This is a genomic window from Actinoplanes sp. NBRC 101535, assembly GCF_030269225.1.
Classification (GTDB): Bacteria; Actinomycetota; Actinomycetes; order Mycobacteriales; family Micromonosporaceae; genus Actinoplanes; species Actinoplanes rectilineatus.
The window spans coordinates 209,760-233,901 of record NZ_BSSY01000001.1; the positions used below are offsets into that span (position 1 = coordinate 209,760).

Here is a 24,142-nt window from a genome sequence, read left to right on the forward strand (position 1 = left end):
GAGACGGCCGTCTCCAGCGCTCACAGCCTAGGCTCCAGGGGTGGCCGAGGCAATTGTTGACAATCGAGAAGCGGGCCGGGAAGACTCGGCGTCAGCGAAGGGAGGCACCATGTCCGAGGTCATCGCGGTGCTCGGGTTCGGCGAGGCCGGCGGGCTGATCGCCCGCGATCTGGTGGCCGCCGGGGCGACCGTCCACGGCTACGACCCGGCGGTGCCCGCCCCGCCCGGCGTGATCGGCGCGAGCGACGAGGCGGCCGCCTGTGCGCCGGCGTCCGTGGTGCTCAGCGTCAACAGCGCCGCCGACGCCGAGCAGGCGCTGCGGTCCGCGCTGCCGGCCTGCCGGCCCGGCACCATCTGGGCCGACCTCAACACCGCGACGCCCAAGCTCAAGCAGCACCTCGTCACGGTCGCCACCGAGGGGGTCCGTGTGACCGACGTGGCCCTGATGTCCCCGGTCCCCGGCCACGGGTTGCGCACGCCGATGGCCGCCAGCGGGCCGGCCGCCGCCGAGTTCGCCGCCGTGCTGGGTGCCCTTGGCGCGAGTGTGGAGGTGCTGGACGGCCCGGTCGGCACGGCCGCCACCCGCAAACTGCTGCGCAGCGTCTTCTACAAGGGGATGGCCGCCGCCGTCCTCGAGGCGCTGGCCGCGGCGGAGGCGGCCGGGCTCGAGGAGTGGCTGCGCGGCAACATCCGCGACGAGCTGATCCGCAGCGACGCCGCCACACTCGACCGGCTGGTCGACGGCTCGCGCAAGCACGCGGTCCGCCGCCGCGAGGAGATGGCCGCGGCCGCCGAGTTGCTGACCGACCTCGGTCTCGAGCCGCGCATCGCGACCGCCGCCCGCGACGTGCTCGACGACCTGATCCGATCCGCGGGCAACCTTTCCGGCGCCCCGGCACACAGGTGGGGGTGACCATTCGCAAACTTCTGCTGACCGCGGTGACCGGTCTCGTCGCGATCTCGGCGAGCGTCTACGGCTTCACCAGGGCGGACGCCGCGACCTACCCGAATCCGGGCGTGGTGGCCGGCTCGACCTTCGCGCACGACCCCACCATGATCAAGAAGCCGACAGGGGGCTACCTGCTGGCCTACACGGCACCCGGGATCGGGCTGAAGACGTCCACCGACCGGACCACCTTCACCGATGCGGGCAAGGCCTTCCCGAACGGGACACCGTGGGCCGACGCCTACACCGGTGGGGACACCAATCTGTGGGCGCCGGACATCTCGTACCAGGGCGGGAAGTACCTGATGTACTACTCCGCCTCCACGTTCGGCTCCAGCAAGTCCGCGATCTTCCTGGCCGGCAGCACCACCGGCGCGGCCGGCACTTGGACCGACTACGGCAAGGTGGTCGAGAGCAGCGCGACCAGTGGGTACAACGCGATCGACCCGAACCTGACCGTCACCTCCTCCGGCGAGTGGTGGTTGAGCTTCGGCTCCTTCTGGAGCGGCATCAAGATGGTCAAGCTGAACCCGTCGACCGGCAAGACCGCGAACAGCACGATCGTCGCGGTGGCGGAACGGTTCACCAACAGCAAGTCGATCGAGGCGCCGGTCATCGTCCAGCGGGGCGGCTACTACTACCTGTTCGTCGCGTTCGACCTCTGCTGCAAGGGGGCTTCCAGTACGTACCGGATCATGGTGGGCCGGGCGAAGTCGGTCACCGGGCCCTACCTCGACCGGGCCGGCACCGCGATGACCGCGGGCGGCGGCACCGAGATCCTGGCGAGCCACGACGCGATCCACGGGCCGGGACATCCGGCGGTCTTCCAGGACGGTGACCAGACCGTCCTGGCGTATCACTACTACACCGCCGCGGGGGATGCGAAACTCGGCATCAACCTTCTCGGCTGGGACTCCTCGGCCTGGCCGTACGTGTACTGAGACCCGGGGACGAGCCACGACGGGAGCCCGGTGCGGACACTCGGTGGGATCTGTCGAAAATTTCTCGGAGTCGCAGTGCACAACGAGCGGACCGCGCGCATTCAAGAGGGTGTGACCTTCGAGCAATTCGCGATGGCCCGCCTGCCGAGCCTCCTGCGCTATGCCGTAGTCCTGACCGGGGATCGCGACCTCGCTCAAGACGTGGTGCAGGAGGTTCTGGCACGGACGCAGGTCAAATGGCGACGGATCAGCGAAACGGACTCCCCCGAGGCGTACGTTCGCCGGATGGTACTCAACGAGTACCTCTCCTGGCGGCGTAGCTGGGCGGCGCGCAACGTGCACGCCGCCGGCGAGCGTCTGGTGGAGATCGACGACGCACGAGGCGGGGTTCGTGACCACGCCGAGGGTGTGGTCGAGGCCGATGCGCTGTGGCACCGTCTGGCACTGCTGGGACGTAAACAGCGGGCGGTCCTCGTTCTGCGGTATTACGAGCAGATGGAGGACGAGGCCATCGCCGATCTGCTGGGGTGCGCCCCGGCGACGGTGCGCAGCCATGCATCGAGGGCGCTGAAGACGCTCCGGCTCAACTCCGAGCAGGAGCAGAGAGTCCATGCCGAGGAGAGGTCGTGACGGAGCACCAGGACCGGCTGCGCGAAGCCTTTGATTCGCACGAGAACCAGGTTCCCGACCCGGCGGTCGTCTACGCCAAGATCGAGGAGCTTTCCAACAAGTACCGGTGGCGGCGTCGTGGTGCCCAGGTCGCGGGTGGCGCGGCTCTGAGCATCGGGCTCATCGCCGGCGTCGCGAACCTGCCCGCGCTCTTCCCCGGCAACACCACCCCGGGCGTGTCCCAGGGCATCCCGGCAGCGGGCGAGGGGGCCCCGGCCGTCACCCCCTCCGCGGGTGTGTCGACTCCGCCGACCGAGGAGGAGACGGAGCGTTACCTGGCCGCCTACTTCAAGGCCGGTTACGACTACGACGCCGCGGTCGAGCTCGCCGAGCTGTGGAACAGCAAGGACGAGATCGGCACGGTCAAGGCCGAGGCGGGACGCCGGCTGCTGGCCGGCGAGAACCTGCCGGTCAACCCGGCGACGCCCGGTGGCGAGACCGAGGAGCCGTCGGCCGACCCGGTCGACCCGGAACTCGACAAGAAGTACGAGGCGTTCTTCTCGGCGGGTTACACCTACGACTCCGCGGTGGCCCTCGCCGAGCTCTGGAAGCTCGACGACGCGTCCGACGCCAAGATCATGGCCGGCGAGAAGCTGCTCGCGGGCGAGAAGCTGCCGGCGTCGGTCAAGCCCGACCCGGAGGCGAAGAAGGAGTACGAGGAGTCGCAGGACGCTGTCGCGTTCTGGGACGCCGGCTACGACGCCGACGACGCCGAGAAGCTCGCCGAGCTGTGGAAGCTCGACGACACGTACGAGGCCAAGGTCATGGCGGGCAAGAAGCTCCGGGCCGGCGAAACGCTGCCGATCCAGCCGTGACGCACCGACTGCGCCGGCGTATCGGCTTCGAGATCGAGCTGATGGCACCCCCGGGTGCCAGCCGGCGCACGCTGGCCGAGGATCTCGCCGGACGCTGTGGGGGCAGCGTCCGGCCGGTCTGGCACCACGACAGTGAACCGTCGCTGGTGCCGGGCCTCGGCCGGTTCCTCACCCTGACGCAGGGGTTCGAGGTGCTGCGGGCCGACGGCTCCCCGCTCTGCACCCTGGTCGACGACGTCACCCTGGTCGACGGCCTGGACCCGCGTCAGCCCCCGCCGCCCGGCTGGTTCCGCGTCCTCACCGACGACGCCCGGCTGCTCAACCTGCTCGCGGTGCACTGCGATCCGGGCGGGGAACTCGGCGAGGTCCTCGACGTGGCGGCCCGCCTCTGGGGTACCGAGGTCGGCAGGCACGGCGTGATCCGCCGGCTCGACGACCGGTCCGGCGCCACGATCGCGCTGGCCGCACCGCAGGGCAGCGGGCGGGAACGCCCCTGCGAGATCATCACCCCGCCGCTGGCCACCGGGCATCACGACGCTCTCGAGGAGCTGCTGGCGCCGGCCCGCGAACTGGGGTTCACCGTGCCGCACGAGGCCGCCGTGCACCTGCACCTCGACGGCGCGCCGTTCCGGGCGCCGGAGGCGCTGGCCAACGTGGTGCGGTTGTTCGCCTGGTGGCGGGAGCCGCTGCGGCTGCTGCTGGCCACCAACCCGGCCTGCCGCCGATTGGCACCGCTGCCGGAGCAGCTGGTCACCGCGGTGACCGGTCGGCCGACGACGGCGGATCTGCGCAAGGCCGCCGCGGACGGTGGCCTCGGCAAGTACTTCGACGTCAACCTGACCCAGGTGCTGACCGACACCCCGCGCCGCGACACCGTCGAGATCCGGATCCTGCCGGGGGCGGTCGAGGCCGGCCCGATCGTGGACCGGGCCGCCCTGGTCGAACTGCTGCTCGAACGCTGCCTGGACCCGGAACCGGTGCCCGTGGCGCCGGCCGGCCCCGACGCCGCGATCTCCGGACTGATGGAGCTCGCCGCGGACGCGCTCGCGCGCCGTTCCTCCTGAGCCTCTTCTGCGGTACGCGGTGAGCACGCGCGACGCCGCGGCCGCCCGTAACCCGGCAGCCGGGCACGGCCGGCCTCCGCCTCGGCGCGCGGGCCGGGTCCGGCACGCTCGGGTCCGGTGGTTCTCCGGGCCGGCTTGTTGCCGGGTGCGGTTCGCCCGGATCCGGCCGCTCTCCGGGTTCGCGTCGTTTCGGCGTACCCGGAGAAGGTGGTGAAGGCCGGGCTCGCCGCACGAAGCAGGCGGACCGCGGGGATCAGCGTCGGCGCCGCCGGCGCAGGACGGACCGGGCGACCAGGAACGCGACCACGGCGACCAGCTGGCCGCCCAGGACGATGCGGTTGACGTCGACCGCCGGTTTCCAGGTCGCCTCGCCGTTGCGCAGGACGTAGACGCCGGCCGGCCGGGCGGAGAAGCCGAAACCGCCGCCACCGCCCTCGCCCTCGGTGTCCGGTTTTCCGCCGTCGTCGGTGGCGTGGGCGCCGGTGCCGCTGCCACTGCCGCCGCCTCCGCCGCCGCTCACGACGGCGACCGGGATGACGAGGGCGCCGTCGCGCTCGACGGGGGTGCCGAAGACCCGGCTGACGGTGGCGTGGTCGGTGGCCTCACGAGCCTGCGCGAGGATGTCGCTGCTGTGCGTCACGGTAGCCATGCCGACAGCATCCTCCGGGACGGCCGACGGCGCTGTCCCGTGGACGACTGGACGTGGGGCTCAGGAGGCGGGCGGGGCGGTGCTGTCCCGGACCACGAGCATGGTCGGGACCAGGTCGGTGCCCGGTCCGGCCGGCTCGTCGTGGATCTGGCGCAGCAGCGACTCGACGCAGCGTTTCCCTATCCCGGCGAAGTCCTGGTGCACCGTGGTCAGCGGCGGCAGGTAGGACGCGGCGTCGGCGATGTCGTCGAAACCGACCACGCTGACGTCCTGCGGCACCCGGCGGCCGCGTTCCTGCAGGGCGCGCAGCACGCCCAGGGCCATCTGGTCGTTGGCCACGAAGATCGCGGTGCACTCCGGGCGGTCGGCCAGGCGCAGGCCGGCGTGGTAGCCGGAGTCGGCCGACCAGTCGCCGCGTTCGATCGCCGGGACGTCGCGGCCGGCCTGTTCGAGGGCGGTACGCCAGGCGCGGGCTCGGCGTTCGGCGGAGAACGACTCGGCCGGGCCGGACACGTGCCAGACGGTGCGGTGGCCGAGGTCGAGCAGGTGCTGGACGGCTTGGCGGGCGCCGTCCGCCTGGTCGGTGTCGACCACCGGGTAGCGGTCGCCGGCGTCCGAGTCGACCACCACGACGTGTACGCCGGGTGGCAGGTGCACGGTGCTGGAGTCGAGCAGCTGCACCTCGAGGATGACGACGATGCCGTCGACGGCGAGCTCGCCCATCCTGGTGAAGGCGCCGAGCACGTTGTCCTGGGTGGGGGCGCCGACCGGGATCAGTGTGATCGCGTAGCCCTCGGTGGCGGCGTGCACGGCGATGGCCTCGACGGTGCGGCTGTTGCCGGTGGAGGCGAGGCTGAACAGGATCACGCCGAGCGTGTTGAATCGGCCGTATCGCAGCGAGCGGGCCGCGCTGTTGGGACGATAACCGAGTTCGCGCATGGCCGCGAGCACGTGTTCCCGGGTGGACTCGACCACGCCGGGTTGGCCGTTGGCGACGCGGGACACGGTCTGTGACGAGACGCCGGCCAGTTTGGCGACGTCGGCCATCGAAACACGTTGTTTGCGACGACCGCCCGGCACATCCGAACCGGCACGTAACCGCTGGATCTCGATGTTTGACACCCCCGCTGGAGTCCCTTGACCGCTCTGGTGACGCGTGCCACTATACGCGAACACGTTTACGTAAACACCGTGTCATGTACTTGAAATTGTTAACGTAAACATCGGATCTTTCGGAAACATCGGACGGAGGGGGCGCATTGACTCGGCGTTCCTGGATCGGCTGGCAGTTCACCGGCCCATTCCTCGCGGTGTTCGCGCTGGTATTCCTCGCGCCGATCGGTTACTCGGCGTACCTCAGCGTGTATCGCACCCAGCTCGTCGGAGGCACCGCCTTCGTCGGAATCGACAACTACACCAAGGCCCTGAGCGATCCGCAGTTCTGGGAGGCGATCACCAGAGTCGCCCTCTTCCTGCTGGTCCAGGTTCCGGTGATGCTGATCCTGGCCCTGCTGATCGCGCTGGCGATCGACAGCGGCCGGCTCTACGGGGCGTCGTTCTTCCGCATCTCGGTCTTCCTGCCCTACGCGGTGCCCTCCGTCGTGGCGGCCCTCATGTGGGGCTTCATGTACGGCACCAACTTCGGCCTGATCGGCAACATCAACGAGGCGCTGGGGACGGCCATCCCGAACCCGTTGGCGCCCGAATGGATTCTCACGGCCATCGGCAACATCGTGACCTGGGAGTTCATCGGCTATAACATGATCATTCTGTACTCCGGCCTCAAGGTCGTGGACACCTCGCTCTACGAGGCGGCCGCGATCGACGGTGCCGGGGAGTGGCGGATCATCCGGGCGATCAAGCTGCCGGCGCTGCGCGGCCCGATCGTGGTGGCGACGATCTTCTCGATCGTGGGCAGCTTCCAGCTGTTCAACGAGCCGCAGATCCTCGACAGCCTCGCGCCGAACTCGATCACCACGTACTTCACGCCCAACATCTACGCGTATCAGCTGTCCTTCGCCGGCCAGCAGGTCAACTACTCGGCGACGATCGCCCTGATCATGGGCGTCACGACGATGGTCATCGCGTACCTCTTCCAGCGTCGCAGCATGAAGGGAGCGGGTTCATGACCGCGCCCACGATCCGCCCGGCCGCCCGTGCGCCGAAGGCCGGCAAGAAGAAGAACAGCCGCAGCCTGTCCCTGACAGCGGTCACCGCGATTGCGGTGGTCTACACGCTGCTGCCGCTGTTCTGGCTGGTGGTCAGCGCGACGAAGTCGCAGGAGAAGCTGTTCGACTCGTTCGGCCTCTGGTTCGCGAACGACTTCTCGCTCTTCGACAACATCGCCGACACCTTCGCCTACCAGGACGGCATCTTCGGCCGCTGGCTGCTGAACACCCTGGTCTACGTGGTGATCGGCGCCGGCGGGGCGACCCTGCTTGCCTCGCTGGCCGGGTACGGCCTGGCGAAGTTCGACTTCATCGGGCGCAAGGCGGTCTTCGCGATCGTCCTCGGCGGCATCGCGGTCCCCCCGACCGTGCTGGCGGTGCCGACCTTCCTGATGTTCGCCAAGCTGGGCCTCACCGACACCGCCTGGGCGATCATCATTCCCTCGCTGGTCTCGCCGTTCGGCCTGTACCTGATGTGGACCTACGCCACCGAGGCGGTGCCGAAGGAGATCCTGGAGTCGGCCCGTGTCGACGGCTCCGGCGAGTTCCGCACCTTCTTCTCGCTGGCCCTGCCGCTGCTGGCCCCCGGCGCGGTGACGGTCCTGCTCTTCAACATCGTGGCGACCTGGAACAACTTCTTCCTGCCGCTGATCATGCTGAAGGACTCGGAGCTCTACCCCCTGACGCTCGGCCTCTACACGTGGAGCCGGCAGGCGAACACCGTCGGCGGCGAGGTCGTCTTCAACCTCGTGGTCACCGGCGCGCTCATCACGATCATCCCGCTGATCACCGCGTTCCTTCTCCTCCAGCGCTACTGGCAGTCGGGTCTGTCTGCCGGCAGCGTCAAACAGTGATAATTCCGTCCTCGAAGGGAAATTCCATGGGAATCACCCGCCGGCGTGCGCTCATCGGCGCCGCCCTGTCCGTGACCCTGATGGCCGCTGGTTGCAGCTCGTCGGACTCCGACTCCGAGGGAACCGAGGCGGCAGCCACCACTGTCACCGACGCCGACGTGGAGGCCGCCCTGCAGAAGGGTGGCAGCCTCACCGTCTGGGCGTGGGACACCACCATCAAGCCGGTGTCCGAGGCGTTCATGAAGAAGTACCCGAACGTCAAGATCAACGTGGTGAACGCCGGTACCGGCAACGACCAGTACACCGCGCTGCAGAACGCGATCACCGCCGGCACCGGCATCCCGGACGTCGCGCAGATCGAGTACTTCGCCCTGCCGCAGTTCGCCCTGGCGAAGTCGGTCGTCGACCTGAACACCTTCGGCGCCAAGTCGCTCGACGGCACGTTCACCCCGGGCACCTGGAACAACGTGCACTCCGGCGAGGCGATCTACGGCTTCCCGATCGACTCGGGCCCGATGGCGCTCTTCTACAACAAGGAGGTCTTCGACAAGCACAAGATCGCTGTGCCGACGACCTGGGAGGAGTACGCCACCGCGGCCGAGACGCTGCACAAGGCGGACGCCAAGTCCTACATCACCTCGGACAGCGGTGACGCCGGCTTCACCACCAGCCTCATCTGGCAGGCCGGTGGCAAGCCGTACACCGTCGACGGCACCAACCTCACCATCAACTTCGCCGACGACGCCGGCTCGCAGAAGTTCGCCACCACCTGGCAGAAGATGATCGACGCCAAGGTGTTCTCGCCCGCCGTCGGCTGGACCGACGAGTGGTTCAAGGGCCTCGCCGACGGCAGCATCGCCTCCCTGGTGACCGGCGCCTGGATGCCCAGCAACCTCGAGGGCAGCGCCGCAGCCGGCAAGGGCAAGTGGCGCGTCGCGCCGATGCCGCAGTGGGAGACCGGCGGCAAGGCGACCGCGGAGAGCGGCGGCAGCTCGCTGGCGATCCCGGAGAAGAGCGAGAACAAGAACATCGCGTACGGCTTCCTGAAGTACGCCGCCGTCACCGAGGGCGTGCAGATGCGCATCGACAACGGCGCCTTCCCGGCCACCACCAAGGAACTGGCGGCTCCCGAGTTCCTGAACAAGGAGTTCGAGTACTTCGGCGGCCAGAAGATCAACGAGATCCTGTCGGCGTCGGCCTCCGAGGTCGTCACCGGCTGGAACTACCTGCCCTTCCAGGTCTACGCCAACAGCATCTACGGCGACACCGTCGGTAAGGCCTACCTCGGCCAGTCGACGCTCGCCGAGGGTCTCAAGGCCTGGCAGGACTCCTCGGTCAAGTACGGAACGGAACAGGGTTTCACCGTCAAATGACGATCAGTAACGGTAAGACGCACCGGCGCTGGCTTCGCCGCGCCGGTGCGGCGCGTCTGGAGTACGGCGCCGACTACAACCCCGACCAGTGGCCCCGCGAGGTGTGGGACGAGGACGTGGCGGCCATGCAGGCCGCCGGCGTCACCGTGGTCTCGCTCGCGATCTTCTCCTGGGCGCGGCTCGAGCCGAGCGAGGGCACGTACGACTTCGCCTGGCTCGACGAGGTGATGGACCTGCTGCACGCCGGTGGGATCTCGGTCGACCTCGCCACCGCGACGGCGTCCCCGCCGCCCTGGCTCACCCGCAAGCACCCGGAGATCCTGCCGGTCACCCGGGAGGGCGAGATCCTCTGGCCGGGCGCCCGGCAACACTGGCGCCCCACCTCGCCGATCTTCCGGGAGCACGCCCTGGGCCTGGTCCGCGAGCTGGCCACCCGGTACGCCGACCACCCGGCCCTGGTCGCCTGGCACGTCAGCAACGAACTGGGCTGTCACAACGTCTACGACTACTCGGACGACGCCGCGGTGGCGTTCCGGGTCTGGCTGCGGGCGCGGTACGGCACGATCGAGGCCCTGAACGATGCCTGGGGCACCGCGTTCTGGTCGCAGCGGTACGCGGACTTCGAGGAGATCCTGCCCCCGCGGCTGGCCGCCTCGCACCCGAATCCGACCCAGCAGGTCGACTTCAAGCGGTTCTCCTCGGACGCGCTGAAGGACTACCTGATCGCCGAGCGGGACCTGCTGCGCGGGATCACGCCCGAGGTGCCGATCACCACGAACTTCATGGTGATGGGCGAGACCCGCGGCATGAACTACGCCGACTGGGCGTCCGAGATCGACTTCGTCTCGAACGACCACTACGTGCTGCCCGGCCCGCAGGCCCGCGACGAGCTGTCGTTCTCGGCCAACCTGACCGGCAACATCGCCGGCGGCCGGCCGTGGTTCCTGATGGAGCACTCCACCAGCGCGGTCAACTGGCAGCCGGTGAACGTGGCGAAGAAGCCGGGCGAACTGGCCCGTGACTCACTGACCCACGTGGCGCACGGTGCCGACGCGGTCTGCTTCTTCCAGTGGCGGCAGTCGAAGGCCGGCGCGGAGAAGTACCACTCGGCGATGCTGCCGCACGCCGGCACCGACAGCGAGGTGTTCCGGGGCGTCGCCGCGCTGGGCGCGCGTCTCAAGGAACTGGCCGTGGTGGCCGGGTCGGAGCGGACGACGGCACCGGTGGGCATCGTCTTCGACTGGGAGTCGTGGTGGGTGTCCGAGCAGGACTCGCACCCGACGGACCGGCTGCGCTACCGCCAGGAGGCGCTGGACTGGTACACCGCCCTGCTCAACGTGGGCGTCCGCGCCGACGTGGTGCCGGTCGGCGGCCCGCTCGAGAACTACCGGGTCCTGATCGCCCCGGTGCTGCACGTGGTCCCGGCGGCGCTCGCCGACCGGCTGCGGGCGTACGTCGCCGACGGCGGTCACCTGGTCACCACGTACTTCTCCGGCATCGTGGACGAGAACGACCACGCGTGGCTGGGCGGGTACCCGGGCGCGTTCCGGGACCTGCTGGGTATCCGGATCGAGGAGTTCGGCCCGCTGCTCGACCACGAGAGCGTCACCCTGGACTCCGGGGCGGTCGGCACCCTCTGGACGGACCGGATCGACGTCACCGGCGACGGGGTCGAGGTGCTGGCCACGTACAAGACCGGCGACCAGGCGGACCGTCCGGCGGTCACGCGGCGTAGCGACGGTACCGGTTCGGCGTCGTACGTCTCGACCCGTCTCGGAGCCGAGGGCCTGACCGCACTGCTGCCCGCTCTCCTCGGCCCGGCCGGGGTGGTCAGCGAGCTGCCGGAGCAGTTGCGGGGCCGGGTGGAGCTCACGATCCGTGGTGAACACCGCTTCCTGATCAACCGGACCGACGAGCCGGTCGAGCTGACCGGGGTCGACGGGGCCTCCGGGATCCTGGAGCCGCGCGGCGTTCTGGTGGTTCACGAGAAGTACTGAGATATGGCTGAGTGGCCCGGCCCGAGGGGGGTGACGGCCGGGCCACTCAGGTCACAGGGGCGACCGCGGAAGGAAAGCGGTCGCCTGTTTGGCGTCGGTGTCCGTGATATAGAGGCTGCCCCGATGGGCCACCACGTGGTAGCTCGGGTAATTGACTGACCTCAGGGCCAGTGCGCTGCCGTCACGAATTGTCACCGTGCAGAAAGTCGCGTCCTTGTCGAACAGTTCAGATCCGTCTATGCGTTCCAGGCGGATTTTGTAGTCCCGGTGTCGCAGGAAATAGCCGGGAAAGTTGACTGATTCCAGGGAGACGCAGTTATCGTCGGCCCGTCCCTTACGGACAGTGAAGCGGGTGTCGGCCCGATCGGCCGCACTGCTCGACGCATTGACGCTGTCCAGCCGGCCGAGGTTGTTGCGGTGACGCACCCGGTATCCGGGCTGGTCCACCGACTCCAGACCGACGGTGGCCCCGACCTTCAGTGAAGGGGCGGCCGGCTTGGCCGGTGCGGCGGTGGTGGGTTTGGCGCTCTTGCTGGTGGGAGCGCCGGTCGCCGCGGGGGGCGTGGTGGTGTTCTCCTGATTCACCTCTCCGGCGGGGTTCGCAACCGGGTTGAGCGGCGCGGGGACGGTCGTGGGGGTGTAGCTCGGGCGGACCGAGACCGGCACCTGCGGTGTGAACGCTGCGGAGCCCGGCAGACTGGTGGCGGCCGCCACCGGTGCCTGACTCCGAACCTCACCGTTGTCGCGATTGAACATCACGGCGACGGCGGCGCACGCGGCGCAGCCCAGGGCCAGAGCGGCGGCCAGAATGAGCCGTGCACGGGGCGGTTGATCCCCGAGTCGGCGCACTCCGGTCAGTCGGGTACGCGGGGCGGCGTAAAGGCCCGCCCGTTCGTTCGGTCGGGCGGAGCGGTGGGGGCCCTCTCCGTCCGGCGAATACGGCGGAATCCAGCCACCTACGCGAAGCCCGTTACGGGCGTCATCATCCGGCATCAATTTCGCTTCCTGGAGAACCGTCGCATAGTTGTTTAATGATTCGATAAGGATCTACACGCTGCCGGTGCTACTGAGCAAGGGGGTGGACGTGAGCAATTCTTCTGGGAGCGATCCCATTCGAACCGAAGGGCTCGCGCGTGCGTACCCCCGTGCGGAACCACCCCGTCCGCCTCCAGCCGCGGGTGGCGACACCGAGGAGAAACCAGCGTGGACAGTCCTGCCGTTTCCGATGCCGAAGCCCCCGCCGACTCCGGGCCCGCAGCCGCCTCCGGGCCGTCGCCGGCCGCTGAGCCCGCCGCGCCCGAAGCGCCCGCCGGGCCCGTACCGGCCGCCCCGCCTGTGACTCCCAAACCGACAGTGGTCATGGACACCGAGGGCTCACCCGACCTACCGGACATCTCCGAGTTCTGGCCGGACGCCCCGCATCGGTTCGGTCCGCCGGCCGACCACTACGAACCGCCCGGCGCCGACCCGACCCGGACCGACCCGGCCTGGCACCCCGCCCCCGGCCCGAACCGCCCGACGGTCGAGCTGACGGCCGGCGTACGGGCCAACGCCGGCCGGCCCACCGTCGAGCTGCCCCGGCCGCCGAAGCCGTCGGTGGTGCGCAGCGGTGCCATCCTGCTCTCCGTCCTGGCCCTGGGGGTGGCCGCGGCCTGGCTGATCGTGCGGCCGGACGCCACCAGCCCCACCCGGCCGGTCTTCGGCGACGGCACCACCACCCCGGCCCCGCCCGCGGCTGCCCCGGCGAACCCGCCGGTCTCCATCGAACCCCGGCAGCCGAGCGCCGAAGCCGGCACGCTGCTGCCGGTGCCGTCCGGCGACACCGCCACCTTCGAACTGGCCGAGGGCATCACCGACCTGACCGTGACGATCGGCCCCCTGGACCAGGGCTGGTTCTCGGTGGTCACGCCGGACGACGCCAGCGTGGTGGCCCGTACCGACTTCGACGACGACACGGTCCGCCTGCGCTTCGACGACAGCGGCAACAAAGGCGGCCCGGCCCGCGCCGACGTGGTGCTCAGCGACAGCCTCACCTGGGACGTCCGGCTCAGCGGCGGCGTGAGGAACGCCGCCGTCGACCTCACCGGCGGCGCCGTCAGCGGGGTCCAGCTGCTCGGCGGCGCGGCCACGGTCGACCTGCGGCTGCCCGAACACGGCGAACAACTGCCGATCACCATGACCGGCGGCGTCAACCAGTGGCGGATCAGCACCGCCGGGCAGGCCCCGGCCGGCGTCGTGCTGCGCGAAGGCGCCGGAACCGTCGAACTCTACGGCGAGAAGCGCAAGGGCCTCGCCAAGGGCACCCAGCTCAGCGTGGGCGAGGGCGAGGGTGGCATCGCCATCGACGCCGAGGCCGGACTGGGCACCCTGACGGTCACCGCGCGGTAGGCCCTGCTGGCGGCGTCGATCCCGGGGTCCGGCACAATTCGGGCGTGACACGGACCGAGGGCGACGCCGCAGCACCGGAGAGCACCGTCTCTCTGGACCACTTCACCGGGCTCTACGAGGCGAAGGACGACCCCTGGGACGTCGCCACCAAGTGGCACAACCAGCGGAAGTACGCGGTCACCCTGGCGAGCCTGCCACAGGAGCGGTACCGCCGCTGCTACGAGCCGGGCGCGTCGATCGGCCTGTTCACCCGGGAACTCGCGGCCCGCTGCGACGAGGTGCTCGCCACCGACAGCGTCGAGGGTGCCGTGCAGCAGGCCCTGGCGAACACCGCCGACCTGCCGAACGTGCGCGTCGTCTGCGAACAGGTCCCGGCCGCGATGCCGGACGGCGTCTTCGACCTGGTGGTGATCGGCGACCTGCTGTACTACCTGTCCGCGGACGACCTGGAGACGTTCCTGACCGGCCTGCTGGAGCGGGTGGAGACCGGCGGGGACATCGTCGCGCTGCACTTCCGCGACCGCGGCAACACCAGCTACGACGGCCACAACGTGCATGCCGCGGTGGCGGCCCGGCCCGGCCTGGAACGGATCGTGCGTCACGAGGACGAATGGTTCCTGCTGGACGTCTTCCGCCGCGTCGCCTGAGACCCCGCGGTGGTCCGGCCAGGCGGTGATCCTCCGCTTCCTCAAGGGGTACGCCTACGCATGCTCGTGGCTCGTCGTTAGGCATCGCGGGCACCCTGGTGAGCGCGGCAGCGCTCGAGCGTGTCGCTCTTTCGGTGCGAAGATCCGGATAACGCCCGTTGAGCTTAGAGTGATAATCCCTGATCAAGTACCGTTGTTCGGCGATGAGACGTCTATCCAGGGCACTGCTGAGCGTCACGACGGTGGCGACGCTCGGTGTCGCGGGCTGCTCCGACGACCCCTCCACCCCGACGACCGCGGACTCCCCACCGGCTGCGGGTTCCCCGTCGGCCGCCGTGGAGAACGCCGGTGAGTTCTACGTCGAGCCGACCGGGCCGGCGGTGGACCAGGTCGCCCAGTGGGAGGCCGCCGGCCGGACCGCCGACGCCACGGCCATCCGCCGGATAGCGGCCGCGCCGATGGCCGTGTGGTTCGCCGACGGCAACCCCGGATACGCCGACCGGGCCCGGGCCCTGGTCACTGCGGCGTCCACGGCGTCGACCACCCCGCTGCTGGTCGCGTACCACGTGCCACAGCGCGACTGCGGCGGCTACTCCGGCGGCGGCGCCTCCGACGCAGCCGCCTACCGCACCTGGATCGCCGCCCTGGCCGACGCGGTACGCGGCTCCGGCGCGATCGTGGTGCTGGAACCCGACGCGATCACCCACGTGCTCGAGGGCTGCGTGACCGGGACAGCCGTGACCGAACGGTACGCGCTGCTCGCCGAGGCGATCCGCGAACTCAAGAAGGACGGTTCGGTCCGCGTCTACCTGGACGCCGGAAACCCGAGCTGGATCAAGGACGTGGACCGGGTCGTCGACGGTCTCCAGCAGGCCGGGGTGGGCGACGCCGACGGCTTCAGCCTCAACGTGGCGAACTTCGAGACCACCGAGGCCAACATCGCGTACGGCGACGAGATCTCGAACCGTCTCGGCGGCAAGAACTACGTGATCGACACCAGCCGCAACGGCAACGGCCCCGCTGAGGTGGGCTCCGGCGACGGCCACTGGTGCAACCCGCCGGGCCGGGCACTGGGCGCAACCCCCACCACTGCCACCGGCCACGACCGCGTCGACGCCTACCTCTGGATCAAACGCCCCGGCGAGTCCGACGGCGCGTGCGGCGACGGAGCCCCCGAGGCGGGACAGTGGTGGCCCGACTACGCCTTGGGCCTAGCCACCAACTAGACACGTTGCGCAGTCAGGGTCTGCCTGCGTGGTGACTTCGGGCGCGCAGCCCGCCCGTATTCACCACACTCCCGCGGGTGTGGTGATTTGGGGCGTCCAGCGCGCCCGTATTCACCACGCCCCTACCGGTGTGGTGATTTGGGGCGTCCAGCGCGCCCGTATTCACCACACCCCCACGGGTGTGGTGATTTGGGGCGTCCAGCGCGCCCGTATTCACCACACCCCCACGGGTGTGGTGATTTGGGGCGTCCAGCGCGCCCGTATTCACCACACCCCCACCGGCGTGGTGACTTCGGGCGTCCAGCGCGCCCGAAATCACCACGTGGACGGGCTTCGCATGCTGACCACGAAACGTGTCTTGACGGCTCGGTCGCTTTCGCCGTGCTCGAGGGTTCGGTCGTCTCAGCCGTCGGTCGTGGCTGTTCCGTGGGCTGATCTCTACTGTGGGCGACGGCTGGGTGGGTGCGGGCCGTCGTCGGTGGTTGAGGCTCGGTTCGTGGAGAGCTGTGGGCGACGGCTCGGCGGGTTCAGCCGTGAGCCACGGTCTGTTGCTGATGACCGGCGACTGTTCGAAGGTGTGACCGTGCGATGGGGACGGTGGTTCGGGCGGCGGTTTGACGGCGTGACCGAGCGCTCCGAGGCCGGCGGGCGAGGTGCGACCGGTCGGGAAAGGGAACGGCCGGGCAGCTCTGGGCTGACCGGCCGTTCTGGAGGGTGCTGGGGGGAGGGGCGTGTCAGGTGACCTTCACCCAGCGGGCCTCGGACGGGACGCCGCGGTCGTCGGTGACGAAGAGCATGTACCAGCCGGCGGGGACCAGGCCCCGCTCCTTCGGGACGGTGACCGTGACGCCGTGTGGGCCGGTGGTCATGTCCAGGGCCACTGAGCGCTGGTCCACGTCGGTGGCGTGGGTGACGGCGCTCGGGCGGACCAGGCGGGCGGCGCGGACCGTCGTCGGGTCGGCGACGGTGAAGGTGCCGGTGCCGCCGTTCTTGAGCAGCGTCGGGCCGTCGGTGATGGTGGGGCGGTCGCCCTGGAACAGGTACGGCGGGCTGTAGATCTCGATGCGCTGTTCGAACGTGCCGGGGTTCTTGCCCGTCTCGTCGTAGATCGGGTCGCTGCCCATGGTGACCACCCTGCCATCGGGGAGCAGCAGCGCCTCGGAGTGGTAGTTGCGGCCCACGGTCGGTGCGGCGGCGGTGGTGAACGTGTTCGTGTCCGGGTGGTAGATCTGTGCGGTGAGCAGGTCGCTGCGCTTCTTGTCCTGGTACGGCCCGCCACGGTAGCCGGATGATCCGTGGCTGGTGAAGACCGTGTCGTTCGGCAGGACGACCGTGCTCAGGTACCGGGTGGGGTGCGGCAGGTTCGGTCCGGGGCGGTAGGCCGGGTTCTCCTCGTCCAGGTCGGCGATCGCGGTGCGGGCGGTGGAGACCGGCGAGTCGCCGACCGCGCCACCGCCGAGGATCATCACCTTCTGGTCCTGGGCGGGCGGGAGCAGCACCGAGGAGCTGGTCTCGGTCATCGTCACGTCGGTCAGGCCGGGGATCTCGCGGAAGTCGTTCTTGTGCAGGTCCCACAGGCCGGGGGCGCGGCCTTCGGTGTCCGAACCGTATCCGGCGTTGGAGCCGGAGAAGAAGAGCTTCTCGTCCTTGGTCAGGAACAGCGCCGGGTACGTGGGGAACACCCGGTGCAGTGACGGGGCGGGAACCCAGCGCTTCTCGGCGGTGCGGTAGGTCTCGTTGACGCCGGGCAGCATCCGGCCGAACTCGTCGAGGCCGGAGACGGCCAGGATGTCGCCGCCGGGCAGCGGTGCGAGCGTCGGGTACCACCGGTGGTCGACCATGTCGGCGGTGCGGATGTAGCGCTCGGTGGTCGGGTCGAACTCGTACGACGTCTTGTCGCCGCCGTACTCCTGCTTCTCCCGGGTGATCTTCTCGGCGACGCCGTAGAGGTTGTTCGCGTCGTCGCCGGTCAGGCCCGCGACGGAGTATTGCGCGGGGGAGCTGACGATCGCGCCGTCGCCCTCCTCCTCGGCGTCCACCCAGACCTCGACCTCACCGGCGTGCACCATGGTCTTGGCGCCGTGGGTCATCTTGCTGGCGGCGGGCACGGTCACGTCGGCGCGGGTCAGATAAACCTTGCCGTTCTTCCCCAGGAACCGGGTGCCCTTGCCGAAGGTACGGGAGCCGTGATCCGGCGACTCGTTCTTGATCTTCATGACGCCGGCCGGGTGGGTGATGTCCGCTTCCAGCTTTTCGTACGACTTGGTGCCGCCGGCCACCAGCAGGTTGCCGGTGGGCAGGAAGGTGTGCCCGGCGCAGAACAGGTCGGTGGGGGTGGGCACCAGCGAGAACTCGTCGTCGGACGGGTCCCAGAGCACGGTCTGGAAGGTGCCGGCCTCGAAGTTGTCCCGGTTGTTGCCGGAACCCGCGATGATCAGCACCTTGCCGGTGTTGAGCAGCGCCGCGTGGATGGCGTTGACCTTGAAGCCGGCCGGCACGGGAAGCATCGACCAGTGGCCGTAGGTCTTCTTGTAGGAGTCCCGGTTGATGCTGAACTCGTGGTACCGGTCCGCGGCGAACGCCACCATCGGCCGGTTCACCACGATCACACCGGCCGCGATCAGCAGCGCGGCGAGGCTGCTCAGCAGCCGTCTGGCCAGGGTCGGTTTGGGGCGGGGGATCATGCGTACGTCTCCACGGGTGTCGTGTCCACGGTGTGTGCGGATTCGGCGGGTCGGGGGAGGCGTGCCGCGCGACGGCGGGCGTACGCCTGCATCGCGTAGATCGCCGGCGGCACCAGGCAGAGGGCGAGGTTCAGGGAGGGCCAGAGCCACATGAAGCCGTGGGCGTGGCCGGTGAACGCGGCCACCACGAGCAGCGCGGCGTAGAAGCCGGCCCAGCGCAGGTGGGTGCGGAAGGTGAGCAGCCGGTCCGGGCTGGCCGAGTCGCCCTTGGGGGTCACCACGAAACCGGCCGTCCGGCGCAGCAGGGCCTGCAGGAACGAGGTGACGTAGATCGGGGCGCACAGGGTGGACAGCAGCATGCCGGTCAGACCGGAGGATCCGGCGTCCTCGTGCGGGCTGACGTTGTGCCGCCGGTTCCACAGGTAGAGGCCGACCTGGAAGAGCGCCGCGTCCACGTACAGCATCAACCAGACCTCCTGCGGCACCTGTACGCCACGGGCGCCGAGCACGATGTGGCAGACCGCGGTGGTCGCGCCGAGCAGCCAGGAGATCGCGGTGAGCGGGTAGTACGCCATCAGCAGCGCGTAGTGCACGGTGCGGCGGAAGCCCAGCCGGCGGACCGCCTTGGCGAAGCCGGCCACGAACACCTCGTCGGTGCCGCGGGACCAGCGGTGCTGCTGGCTGAAGTAGTCGGTCCAGGATGACGGGCCCTCGCCGACGGCGAGCACGTCCGGGGTGTAGACGGATTTCCAGCGCCGGTTGGTCACCGGGTTCTCGGCGCCGTGCATGGCGAGGCTGGTGGCCATGTCCTCGGTGATCGAGTCCTGCAGGCCGCCGATCGAGCGCAGTGCCGCGATGCGGACCGCGTTGTTCGTGCCGACCAGCATCGGGATGCCCAGGCGGTTGCCGGCCCGTTGCAGCAGTGAGTGGAACAGGTACTGCTGCGACTCGGCCCAGCGGGTGACCACGTTGTCGTAGTTGCCGTAGATCTGCGGGCCGATCACGAACGCCACGTCCGGGTCGCGGAAGTAGCCGAGCAGTCGTTCGGCGAAGTTGGGCAGCGGCACGTGGTCGGGGTCGACCGAGACGAAGACGTCGTAGTCGTCGCCGTTGGCGTCCACCCACGAGTTGTAGTTGCCGTGTTTGGTCTTCGCCTTGTACGCGCCGGCCTCGGTGTTCCACGCGGCCACGCCTTTGCGGCTGAAGTGGCGGATCCCGTTGCGCTCGCACATGGCCTTGACCTCGTCGTCGTCGCCCTCGTCGAGCAGCCAGACGTCGTAGTCGCCGGGGTGCCGGATCTTCGTGGCGGCGACCAGGGTCTGTTCCACCATCTCGATCGGCTCCTTGCCGGGCACGATCGTGGTGAGGAACGCGACGCGCAGGCCGCCGTCGGCCTCCACCGGCACCGGGTCGCGGGCCCAGAGCGTGGCGAGGCAGAGCGTGACCACGTTGATCAGGCGGAACAGTTCGATCAGCGCGGTCGCCACGATCATCAGGATGGTGGCGGCGAACAGCCCGGCCTGCATCTGCCGGTCGGGGATCTGCACCGACGAGAGCAGCCAGCCGAAGAAGGTGGCCTCGAAGGCGAAGGCGAACATCGCGATGAGAACCGAACTGATCGGACGGTTCCGGGAAAGTGGGCGCAGTCGGACCCGGTACTCGGTGTCCGATGCGGGCGCCGTCTCGGGTGAGCCGGCCAGGAGGCTGAAGCCCTGGTAGTCGTAATCACGCTTAGTAACCGGCGCGACCACGGCCGGTTCAGTCGCCAATTGCTGGCCTGTCATCGGTCTCCCCCGCGACTCGACGTCGCTCTGAGTAATTTGGACGGTCGCCGACTCCTGATCGACGAAGGTCGTACCACTCGTTTGCGCCCTTGCAAGACAGCACGTCAGAGTAGGTATTGACGATTGAATACGGCATCACCCGTGGGCAAGGTCACGGCCCCGGGGGTGTGAATCTGTCACGCACGGTCACGGGGCTCGCCCATTGGGGCAGGATGTCGGCGCAGGGTATCTTATTCGCTTACCAGGCACAGTGGAACAATAGCTATATTCCACTAAGATCGGACATACCGTGCACGCGTTCGTGTCGGCGTGCCTTACATCCAGCCCCGTTGATCAGTGGCCGACGTCACGGATCGTGTCCGGTGAACGCGCCGTGCCGCGGGTCGGAAAAGTGGCCTCACGCAGGGCGTACCCAAATGTTGATCTTGATTTGGGGGTCTTTCGTGATGACCGGTTCGGTCGATGTGTCGCCGGGGTCCGCGGGGGTCGCGGAATTTCGTCGCGGTCAGTTACCGAAACCGTCGAACCGACACGCGCCGTGATCCGTTCTCTCTGTCATGCGGGGCACGAGCGCCCCGTGATGACGACATAGGCGGTGGCGATGCTGATCCTGTCCCTGCTCATCCTGGTTCTGGCTGCCGCTTGCGTGCTCGCGGTGCGTGGGGTGCGTGCGGATGCGAGGGCCGAGGCGGAGCCGCTGAGCATCCCGGAGTCGTTCTTCGCCCCCGAGAGCCTCGAAGGCGTCCTCTGTGCCCAGCTGATCGAAGGCGAGATCACCCGAGGTCAGTACCGGCGGTCGATGGCCGGCATCGCGGCACGTGACGAGGTCCGCCACCCGCTGGTGGTGCCGTGGGCGGGCGGCGCCGAGGGCTGAACGTCATCTTCCCGCGTCCTGGCGTGCCCGAGGTTACCGGTGGGTAATAATGGTGTATGAGCGATCAGCACAACCACCTGCGGGACGTCCTGGACGGCCGGTGGGCGCACATCCGCCAGGCCGTCCGGGACCGCCTCGGCGCGGACTTCGTGACGGTGCACGGCGAGACCGGTCCGGAGGCCCGCGACCGGATCAGCACCCTGATCCGCAAGATCCCCGGTGACGCCGGGATCGCCGACGCGTTCCCGGTGGAGTACGGCGGCAACGGCGACCCGGCCGGCTCGGCGGTCGCCGCGGAGATGCTCGCGCACGTCGACCTGTCGCTGATGGTGAAGGCCGGCGTGCAGTGGGGACTGTTCGGCGGCGCGGTCGTGGCACTCGGCACGGAACGGCACTACGAGGCGTACCTGCGGGACATCATCTCGGCCGACCTGATGGGCTGCTTCGCCATGACCGAGACCGGACACGGCTCGGACGTCCAGCAACTGCGGACCACCTGCGTGTACGACCCCGCGACGCAGACGTTCGACCTGCACACCCCGCACGAGGCGGCCCGCAAGGACTACATCGGCAACGCCGCGAAGGACGGGCGGATGGCGGTCGTCTTCGCCCAGCTGATCACCGGTGGCGAGCGGCGCGGCGTCCACGCCTGGATGGTCCCGATCCGCGACGAGAACGGCGACCCGATGCCCGGCGTCACCCTCGGCGACGCCGGTGCCAAGGCGGGACTGCTCGGGGTGGACAACGGGCGGATCTCGTTCGACCACGTGACGGTGCCGCGCGACATGCTGCTGGACCGGTACGGCCAGGTCGCCGCGGACGGCACCTACAGCAGCCCGATCGAGAACGACACCCGGCGCTTCTTCACCATGCTCGGCACCCTGGTCCGCGGCCGGGTCACCGTCGGCGGCGCGTCCTCGTCGGCGACCAAGAACGCGCTGGCCATCGCGGTCCGGTACGGCGACGTCCGCCGCCAGTTCTCCCGGCCCGGCGCCCCCGACGAGGTGGTGCTCAACGACTACCTCGCCCACCAGCGCAAACTCCTGCCGGCGTTGGCGACCACCTATGCGTACGCGTTCGCCCAGGAGGAGTTGCTGGTCGCGCTCTCCGACGTGCAGACCGGCGGGACCACCGACGAACTCCGGCAGCGGGAACTCGAGTCCCGGGCCGCGGGCCTGAAAGCCGCGCAGACCTGGCACGCCACCCGCACCATCCAGATGTGCCGGGAGGCCTGCGGTGGTGCCGGCTACCTCGCCGAGAACCGGCTGCCCGGCCTGAAGGCGGACACCGACGTCTTCACCACGTTCGAGGGCGACAACACGGTGCTGCTCCAACTCGTCGCGAAGGGCCTGCTCACCGGATACCGGGACGCCTTCGGATCGCTGGACGGCTGGGGACGCGCCACGTTCGTCGCCGAGCAGGTCCGCGAGATGGTCCTGGAACGCACCGCCGCCCGCAGCGTGATCCAGCGCCTCATCGGTGCGGTGCCCGGACGCGAGGACGACGTCGCCGTCACCGACCGCGGCTGGCAGCTCAAGACCTTCGAGGACCGGGAGAGGCACCTGCTCGAAGGCGCGATCCGCCGCCTGCGCAAGGGCGCCGCGACGAAGAAGGACGACCCGTTCGCGATCTTCAACGACGTGCAGGACCACGTGCTGCGCACCGCGGCCGCCCACATCGACCGGGTCACCCTCGAGGCGTTCGTCGCCGGCATCGAACGTGCCGACCCGTCGGTCAAGGACCTGCTCTCCCGGGTCTGCGACCTGTACGCCCTCTCGGTCATCGAGGCCGACAAGGGCTGGCTCCTGGAACACGGACGCCTCACCCCGGGCCGGTCGAAAGCGGTCACGGCGGTGGTCAACGACCTGCTCAAGGAGCTGCGCCCGCACATGCGCACCCTGGTCGACGGGTTCGCGATCCCCGACGTCTGGCTCAACAGTGCCATCCTGCGTGAAGAGGAGCAGCGCCAGGAGGCGCTCAGGGCGCAGGCCACTCCCTGAGCGGAACCGGGCGGGCGTGATGACGGCGCGGGTCAGGTGTGCAGGCCGCGGGGGACGTGACGGGAGTCCGGCTCGCGGGTCTCGGGGCGTTCGGCGAGGGCGGTGAGCGCGGCCCACGGCATCCGGTCGGTCTCCTCGGCGCTGCCCGCCTCGGCCAGCGCGCGGTAGGCCAGCGACGCGCCGCGGACCGCGGCCAGCAGGGCGGCCAGCGGATGCAGCACCAGCCGGACACCGGCCGCCGCCAGTACGGCGTCGGTCGTCTCCGGGTCCGTGCCGGTCACCTTCGGGCTGGCGTAGAGCTGCGGGATCCGGCGGGGTGCGGCCTCGCTGCGCTCGATCACCAGGGGTACGCCCGGAGCCGCCCGGTGGATCGCCATCAGCTCGTCCGGGTCGGTCACCCCCTCCGGCAGGACCGCGTCGGCCCCGGCTTCGGCGTACGCGCGGGTCCGCCGTACGACACCGGGGAGGCCTTCGGTCGCGTACGCGTCGGTCCGCGCGAGAAGCGCGAGGTCCGGCACCTGCTCGGCCAGTGACCGGATGGTGGCCGTGGCCGGTGCGAGCCCGAAGATCTCCCTGCGGTCGCCGGTGGACCGGTCGGTCAGGTGCAGGCCGGAGATCCCGGCACGCAGGTACGCCTGGCCGGTCCAGACCGCATGCGACGGACTGTCGTAGCCGGCGTCCGCGTCGGCCAGCAGCGGCACCCCTTCCAGGGCGGCGACCAGGGTGGACGCCCGGTCGGCGACCTGTGTGGCGCCGACGAAGTCGAGGTCGGGGCGGCCGAGCAGGACGGCCGAGACGGCGGTCGTGGAGAGGTGGACGGCCGGGTGCCCGGCCCGGGCGGCGAGCGCGGCGGTGACCGGATCCCAGACGCCGGGCACGTGAGTGACCTTTTCGGAGGAGAGGAGGGCGCGCAGTGCGGATGCGGTCATGATCGAAGTCTGCACCGCGGATCGATTCCGGTCACCTCGGGAGGGGGTGGAGCGACGGCCGGGGACGGGCTTCATTCCGGTGGGAATCGGCCGATCGGGGAGGGGAGGGCACCGCCGGGCGGATTCATCGAGGT

At 69.7% G+C, this 24,142-nt stretch carries 20 protein-coding genes; 14 read left to right on the plus strand and 6 right to left on the minus strand.

Features of this window, described 5'->3' with window-relative positions:
* Positions 1 to 109: 109 nt before the first annotated feature.
* The 5 genes from QSK32_RS00955 (at position 110) to QSK32_RS00975 (ending at position 4,435) form a co-directional block, all read left to right on the plus strand.
* Entirely contained in the window at positions 110 to 913 is an 804-nt protein-coding gene (locus QSK32_RS00955) for a DUF1932 domain-containing protein (RefSeq protein WP_285470959.1), read from the plus strand.
* Positions 910 to 1,887 carry an arabinan endo-1,5-alpha-L-arabinosidase gene (locus QSK32_RS00960; protein WP_285470960.1) on the plus strand — a complete coding sequence of 326 codons (978 nt, stop codon included), beginning with the start codon at positions 910 to 912 and terminating at the stop codon, positions 1,885 to 1,887. The genes QSK32_RS00955 and QSK32_RS00960 overlap by 4 nt, the downstream gene beginning before the upstream one ends.
* A 111-nt stretch (positions 1,888 to 1,998) precedes the next feature.
* Positions 1,999 to 2,517 (plus strand): SigE family RNA polymerase sigma factor, encoded by a 519-nt coding sequence (locus QSK32_RS00965; protein WP_045746300.1) that lies wholly within the window; start codon positions 1,999 to 2,001, stop codon positions 2,515 to 2,517.
* A complete protein-coding gene (locus QSK32_RS00970; protein ID WP_045746282.1) occupies positions 2,514 to 3,371 on the plus strand; it encodes a hypothetical protein in 858 nt (285 codons plus the stop codon). Before QSK32_RS00965 ends, QSK32_RS00970 begins: the two co-directional genes overlap by 4 nt.
* Complete coding sequence (locus tag QSK32_RS00975; protein WP_285470961.1) at positions 3,368 to 4,435, plus strand: amidoligase family protein; 1,068 nt, start codon at positions 3,368 to 3,370, stop codon at positions 4,433 to 4,435. The genes QSK32_RS00970 and QSK32_RS00975 overlap by 4 nt, the downstream gene beginning before the upstream one ends.
* A 253-nt stretch (positions 4,436 to 4,688) precedes the next feature.
* Here the strand turns inward: QSK32_RS00975 and QSK32_RS00980 are convergent, their stop codons facing one another.
* On the minus strand, positions 4,689 to 5,084 hold the full coding sequence (locus tag QSK32_RS00980; protein ID WP_045746284.1) for a spore germination protein GerW family protein: 396 nt from the start codon (positions 5,082 to 5,084) through the stop codon (positions 4,689 to 4,691).
* A 60-nt stretch (positions 5,085 to 5,144) separates the two neighbouring features.
* Positions 5,145 to 6,131 (minus strand): LacI family DNA-binding transcriptional regulator, encoded by a 987-nt coding sequence (locus tag QSK32_RS00985; RefSeq protein WP_045746285.1) that lies wholly within the window; start codon positions 6,129 to 6,131, stop codon positions 5,145 to 5,147.
* 212 nt (positions 6,132 to 6,343) lie between these two features.
* Between QSK32_RS00985 and QSK32_RS00990 the strand changes: the two genes are divergently transcribed.
* Genes QSK32_RS00990 through QSK32_RS01005 form a run of 4 tightly spaced genes read left to right on the plus strand, consistent with a single transcriptional unit; the run spans position 6,344 to position 11,476 of the window.
* Entirely contained in the window at positions 6,344 to 7,213 is an 870-nt protein-coding gene (locus QSK32_RS00990; protein WP_045746286.1) for a carbohydrate ABC transporter permease, read from the plus strand.
* The gene (locus QSK32_RS00995) at positions 7,210 to 8,106 is read left to right on the plus strand and encodes a carbohydrate ABC transporter permease (RefSeq protein ID WP_045746287.1); all 897 of its coding nucleotides are present in this window, start codon (positions 7,210 to 7,212) and stop codon (positions 8,104 to 8,106) included. The genes QSK32_RS00990 and QSK32_RS00995 overlap by 4 nt, the downstream gene beginning before the upstream one ends.
* 26 nt (positions 8,107 to 8,132) lie before the next feature.
* Entirely contained in the window at positions 8,133 to 9,479 is a 1,347-nt protein-coding gene (locus tag QSK32_RS01000) for an ABC transporter substrate-binding protein (protein WP_045746288.1), read from the plus strand.
* Positions 9,476 to 11,476, plus strand: a complete 2,001-nt coding sequence (locus tag QSK32_RS01005; protein WP_285470962.1) for a beta-galactosidase — start codon at positions 9,476 to 9,478, stop codon at positions 11,474 to 11,476. Before QSK32_RS01000 ends, QSK32_RS01005 begins: the two co-directional genes overlap by 4 nt.
* Before the next feature lie 51 nt (positions 11,477 to 11,527).
* Here the strand turns inward: QSK32_RS01005 and QSK32_RS01010 are convergent, their stop codons facing one another.
* On the minus strand, positions 11,528 to 12,325 hold the full coding sequence (locus QSK32_RS01010; protein ID WP_285470963.1) for an AbfB domain-containing protein: 798 nt from the start codon (positions 12,323 to 12,325) through the stop codon (positions 11,528 to 11,530).
* Positions 12,326 to 12,835: 510 nt separating this feature from the next.
* Between QSK32_RS01010 and QSK32_RS01015 the strand changes: the two genes are divergently transcribed.
* The 3 genes from QSK32_RS01015 (at position 12,836) to QSK32_RS01025 (ending at position 15,737) form a co-directional block, all read left to right on the plus strand.
* Positions 12,836 to 13,864, plus strand: a complete 1,029-nt coding sequence (locus QSK32_RS01015) for a hypothetical protein (protein ID WP_285470964.1) — start codon at positions 12,836 to 12,838, stop codon at positions 13,862 to 13,864.
* 44 nt (positions 13,865 to 13,908) lie between these two features.
* The gene (locus QSK32_RS01020; RefSeq protein ID WP_285470965.1) at positions 13,909 to 14,511 is read left to right on the plus strand and encodes a class I SAM-dependent methyltransferase; all 603 of its coding nucleotides are present in this window, start codon (positions 13,909 to 13,911) and stop codon (positions 14,509 to 14,511) included.
* Positions 14,512 to 14,714: 203 nt separating this feature from the next.
* Positions 14,715 to 15,737 carry a glycoside hydrolase family 6 protein gene (locus QSK32_RS01025; protein WP_285470966.1) on the plus strand — a complete coding sequence of 341 codons (1,023 nt, stop codon included), beginning with the start codon at positions 14,715 to 14,717 and terminating at the stop codon, positions 15,735 to 15,737.
* A gap of 734 nt (positions 15,738 to 16,471) precedes the next feature.
* Here the strand turns inward: QSK32_RS01025 and glxA are convergent.
* Positions 16,472 to 18,421, minus strand: a complete 1,950-nt coding sequence (gene glxA, locus QSK32_RS01030) for a radical copper oxidase GlxA (protein ID WP_285470967.1) — start codon at positions 18,419 to 18,421, stop codon at positions 16,472 to 16,474.
* Entirely contained in the window at positions 18,418 to 20,205 is a 1,788-nt protein-coding gene (locus tag QSK32_RS01035; RefSeq protein ID WP_285470968.1) for a glycosyltransferase family 2 protein, read from the minus strand. Before QSK32_RS01035 ends, glxA begins: the two co-directional genes overlap by 4 nt.
* A 601-nt stretch (positions 20,206 to 20,806) precedes the next feature.
* Between QSK32_RS01035 and QSK32_RS01040 the strand changes: the two genes are divergently transcribed.
* Positions 20,807 to 21,079, plus strand: a complete 273-nt coding sequence (locus QSK32_RS01040; RefSeq protein ID WP_045744217.1) for a hypothetical protein — start codon at positions 20,807 to 20,809, stop codon at positions 21,077 to 21,079.
* 56 nt (positions 21,080 to 21,135) lie between these two features.
* Positions 21,136 to 23,079 carry an acyl-CoA dehydrogenase family protein gene (locus QSK32_RS01045; RefSeq protein ID WP_285470969.1) on the plus strand — a complete coding sequence of 648 codons (1,944 nt, stop codon included), beginning with the start codon at positions 21,136 to 21,138 and terminating at the stop codon, positions 23,077 to 23,079.
* Between the two features lie 32 nt (positions 23,080 to 23,111).
* Here QSK32_RS01045 and QSK32_RS01050 read toward each other — a convergent pair whose 3' ends face one another.
* Entirely contained in the window at positions 23,112 to 24,008 is an 897-nt protein-coding gene (locus QSK32_RS01050; RefSeq protein ID WP_045744216.1) for an isocitrate lyase/PEP mutase family protein, read from the minus strand.
* Between the last annotated feature and the right edge of the window lie 134 nt (positions 24,009 to 24,142).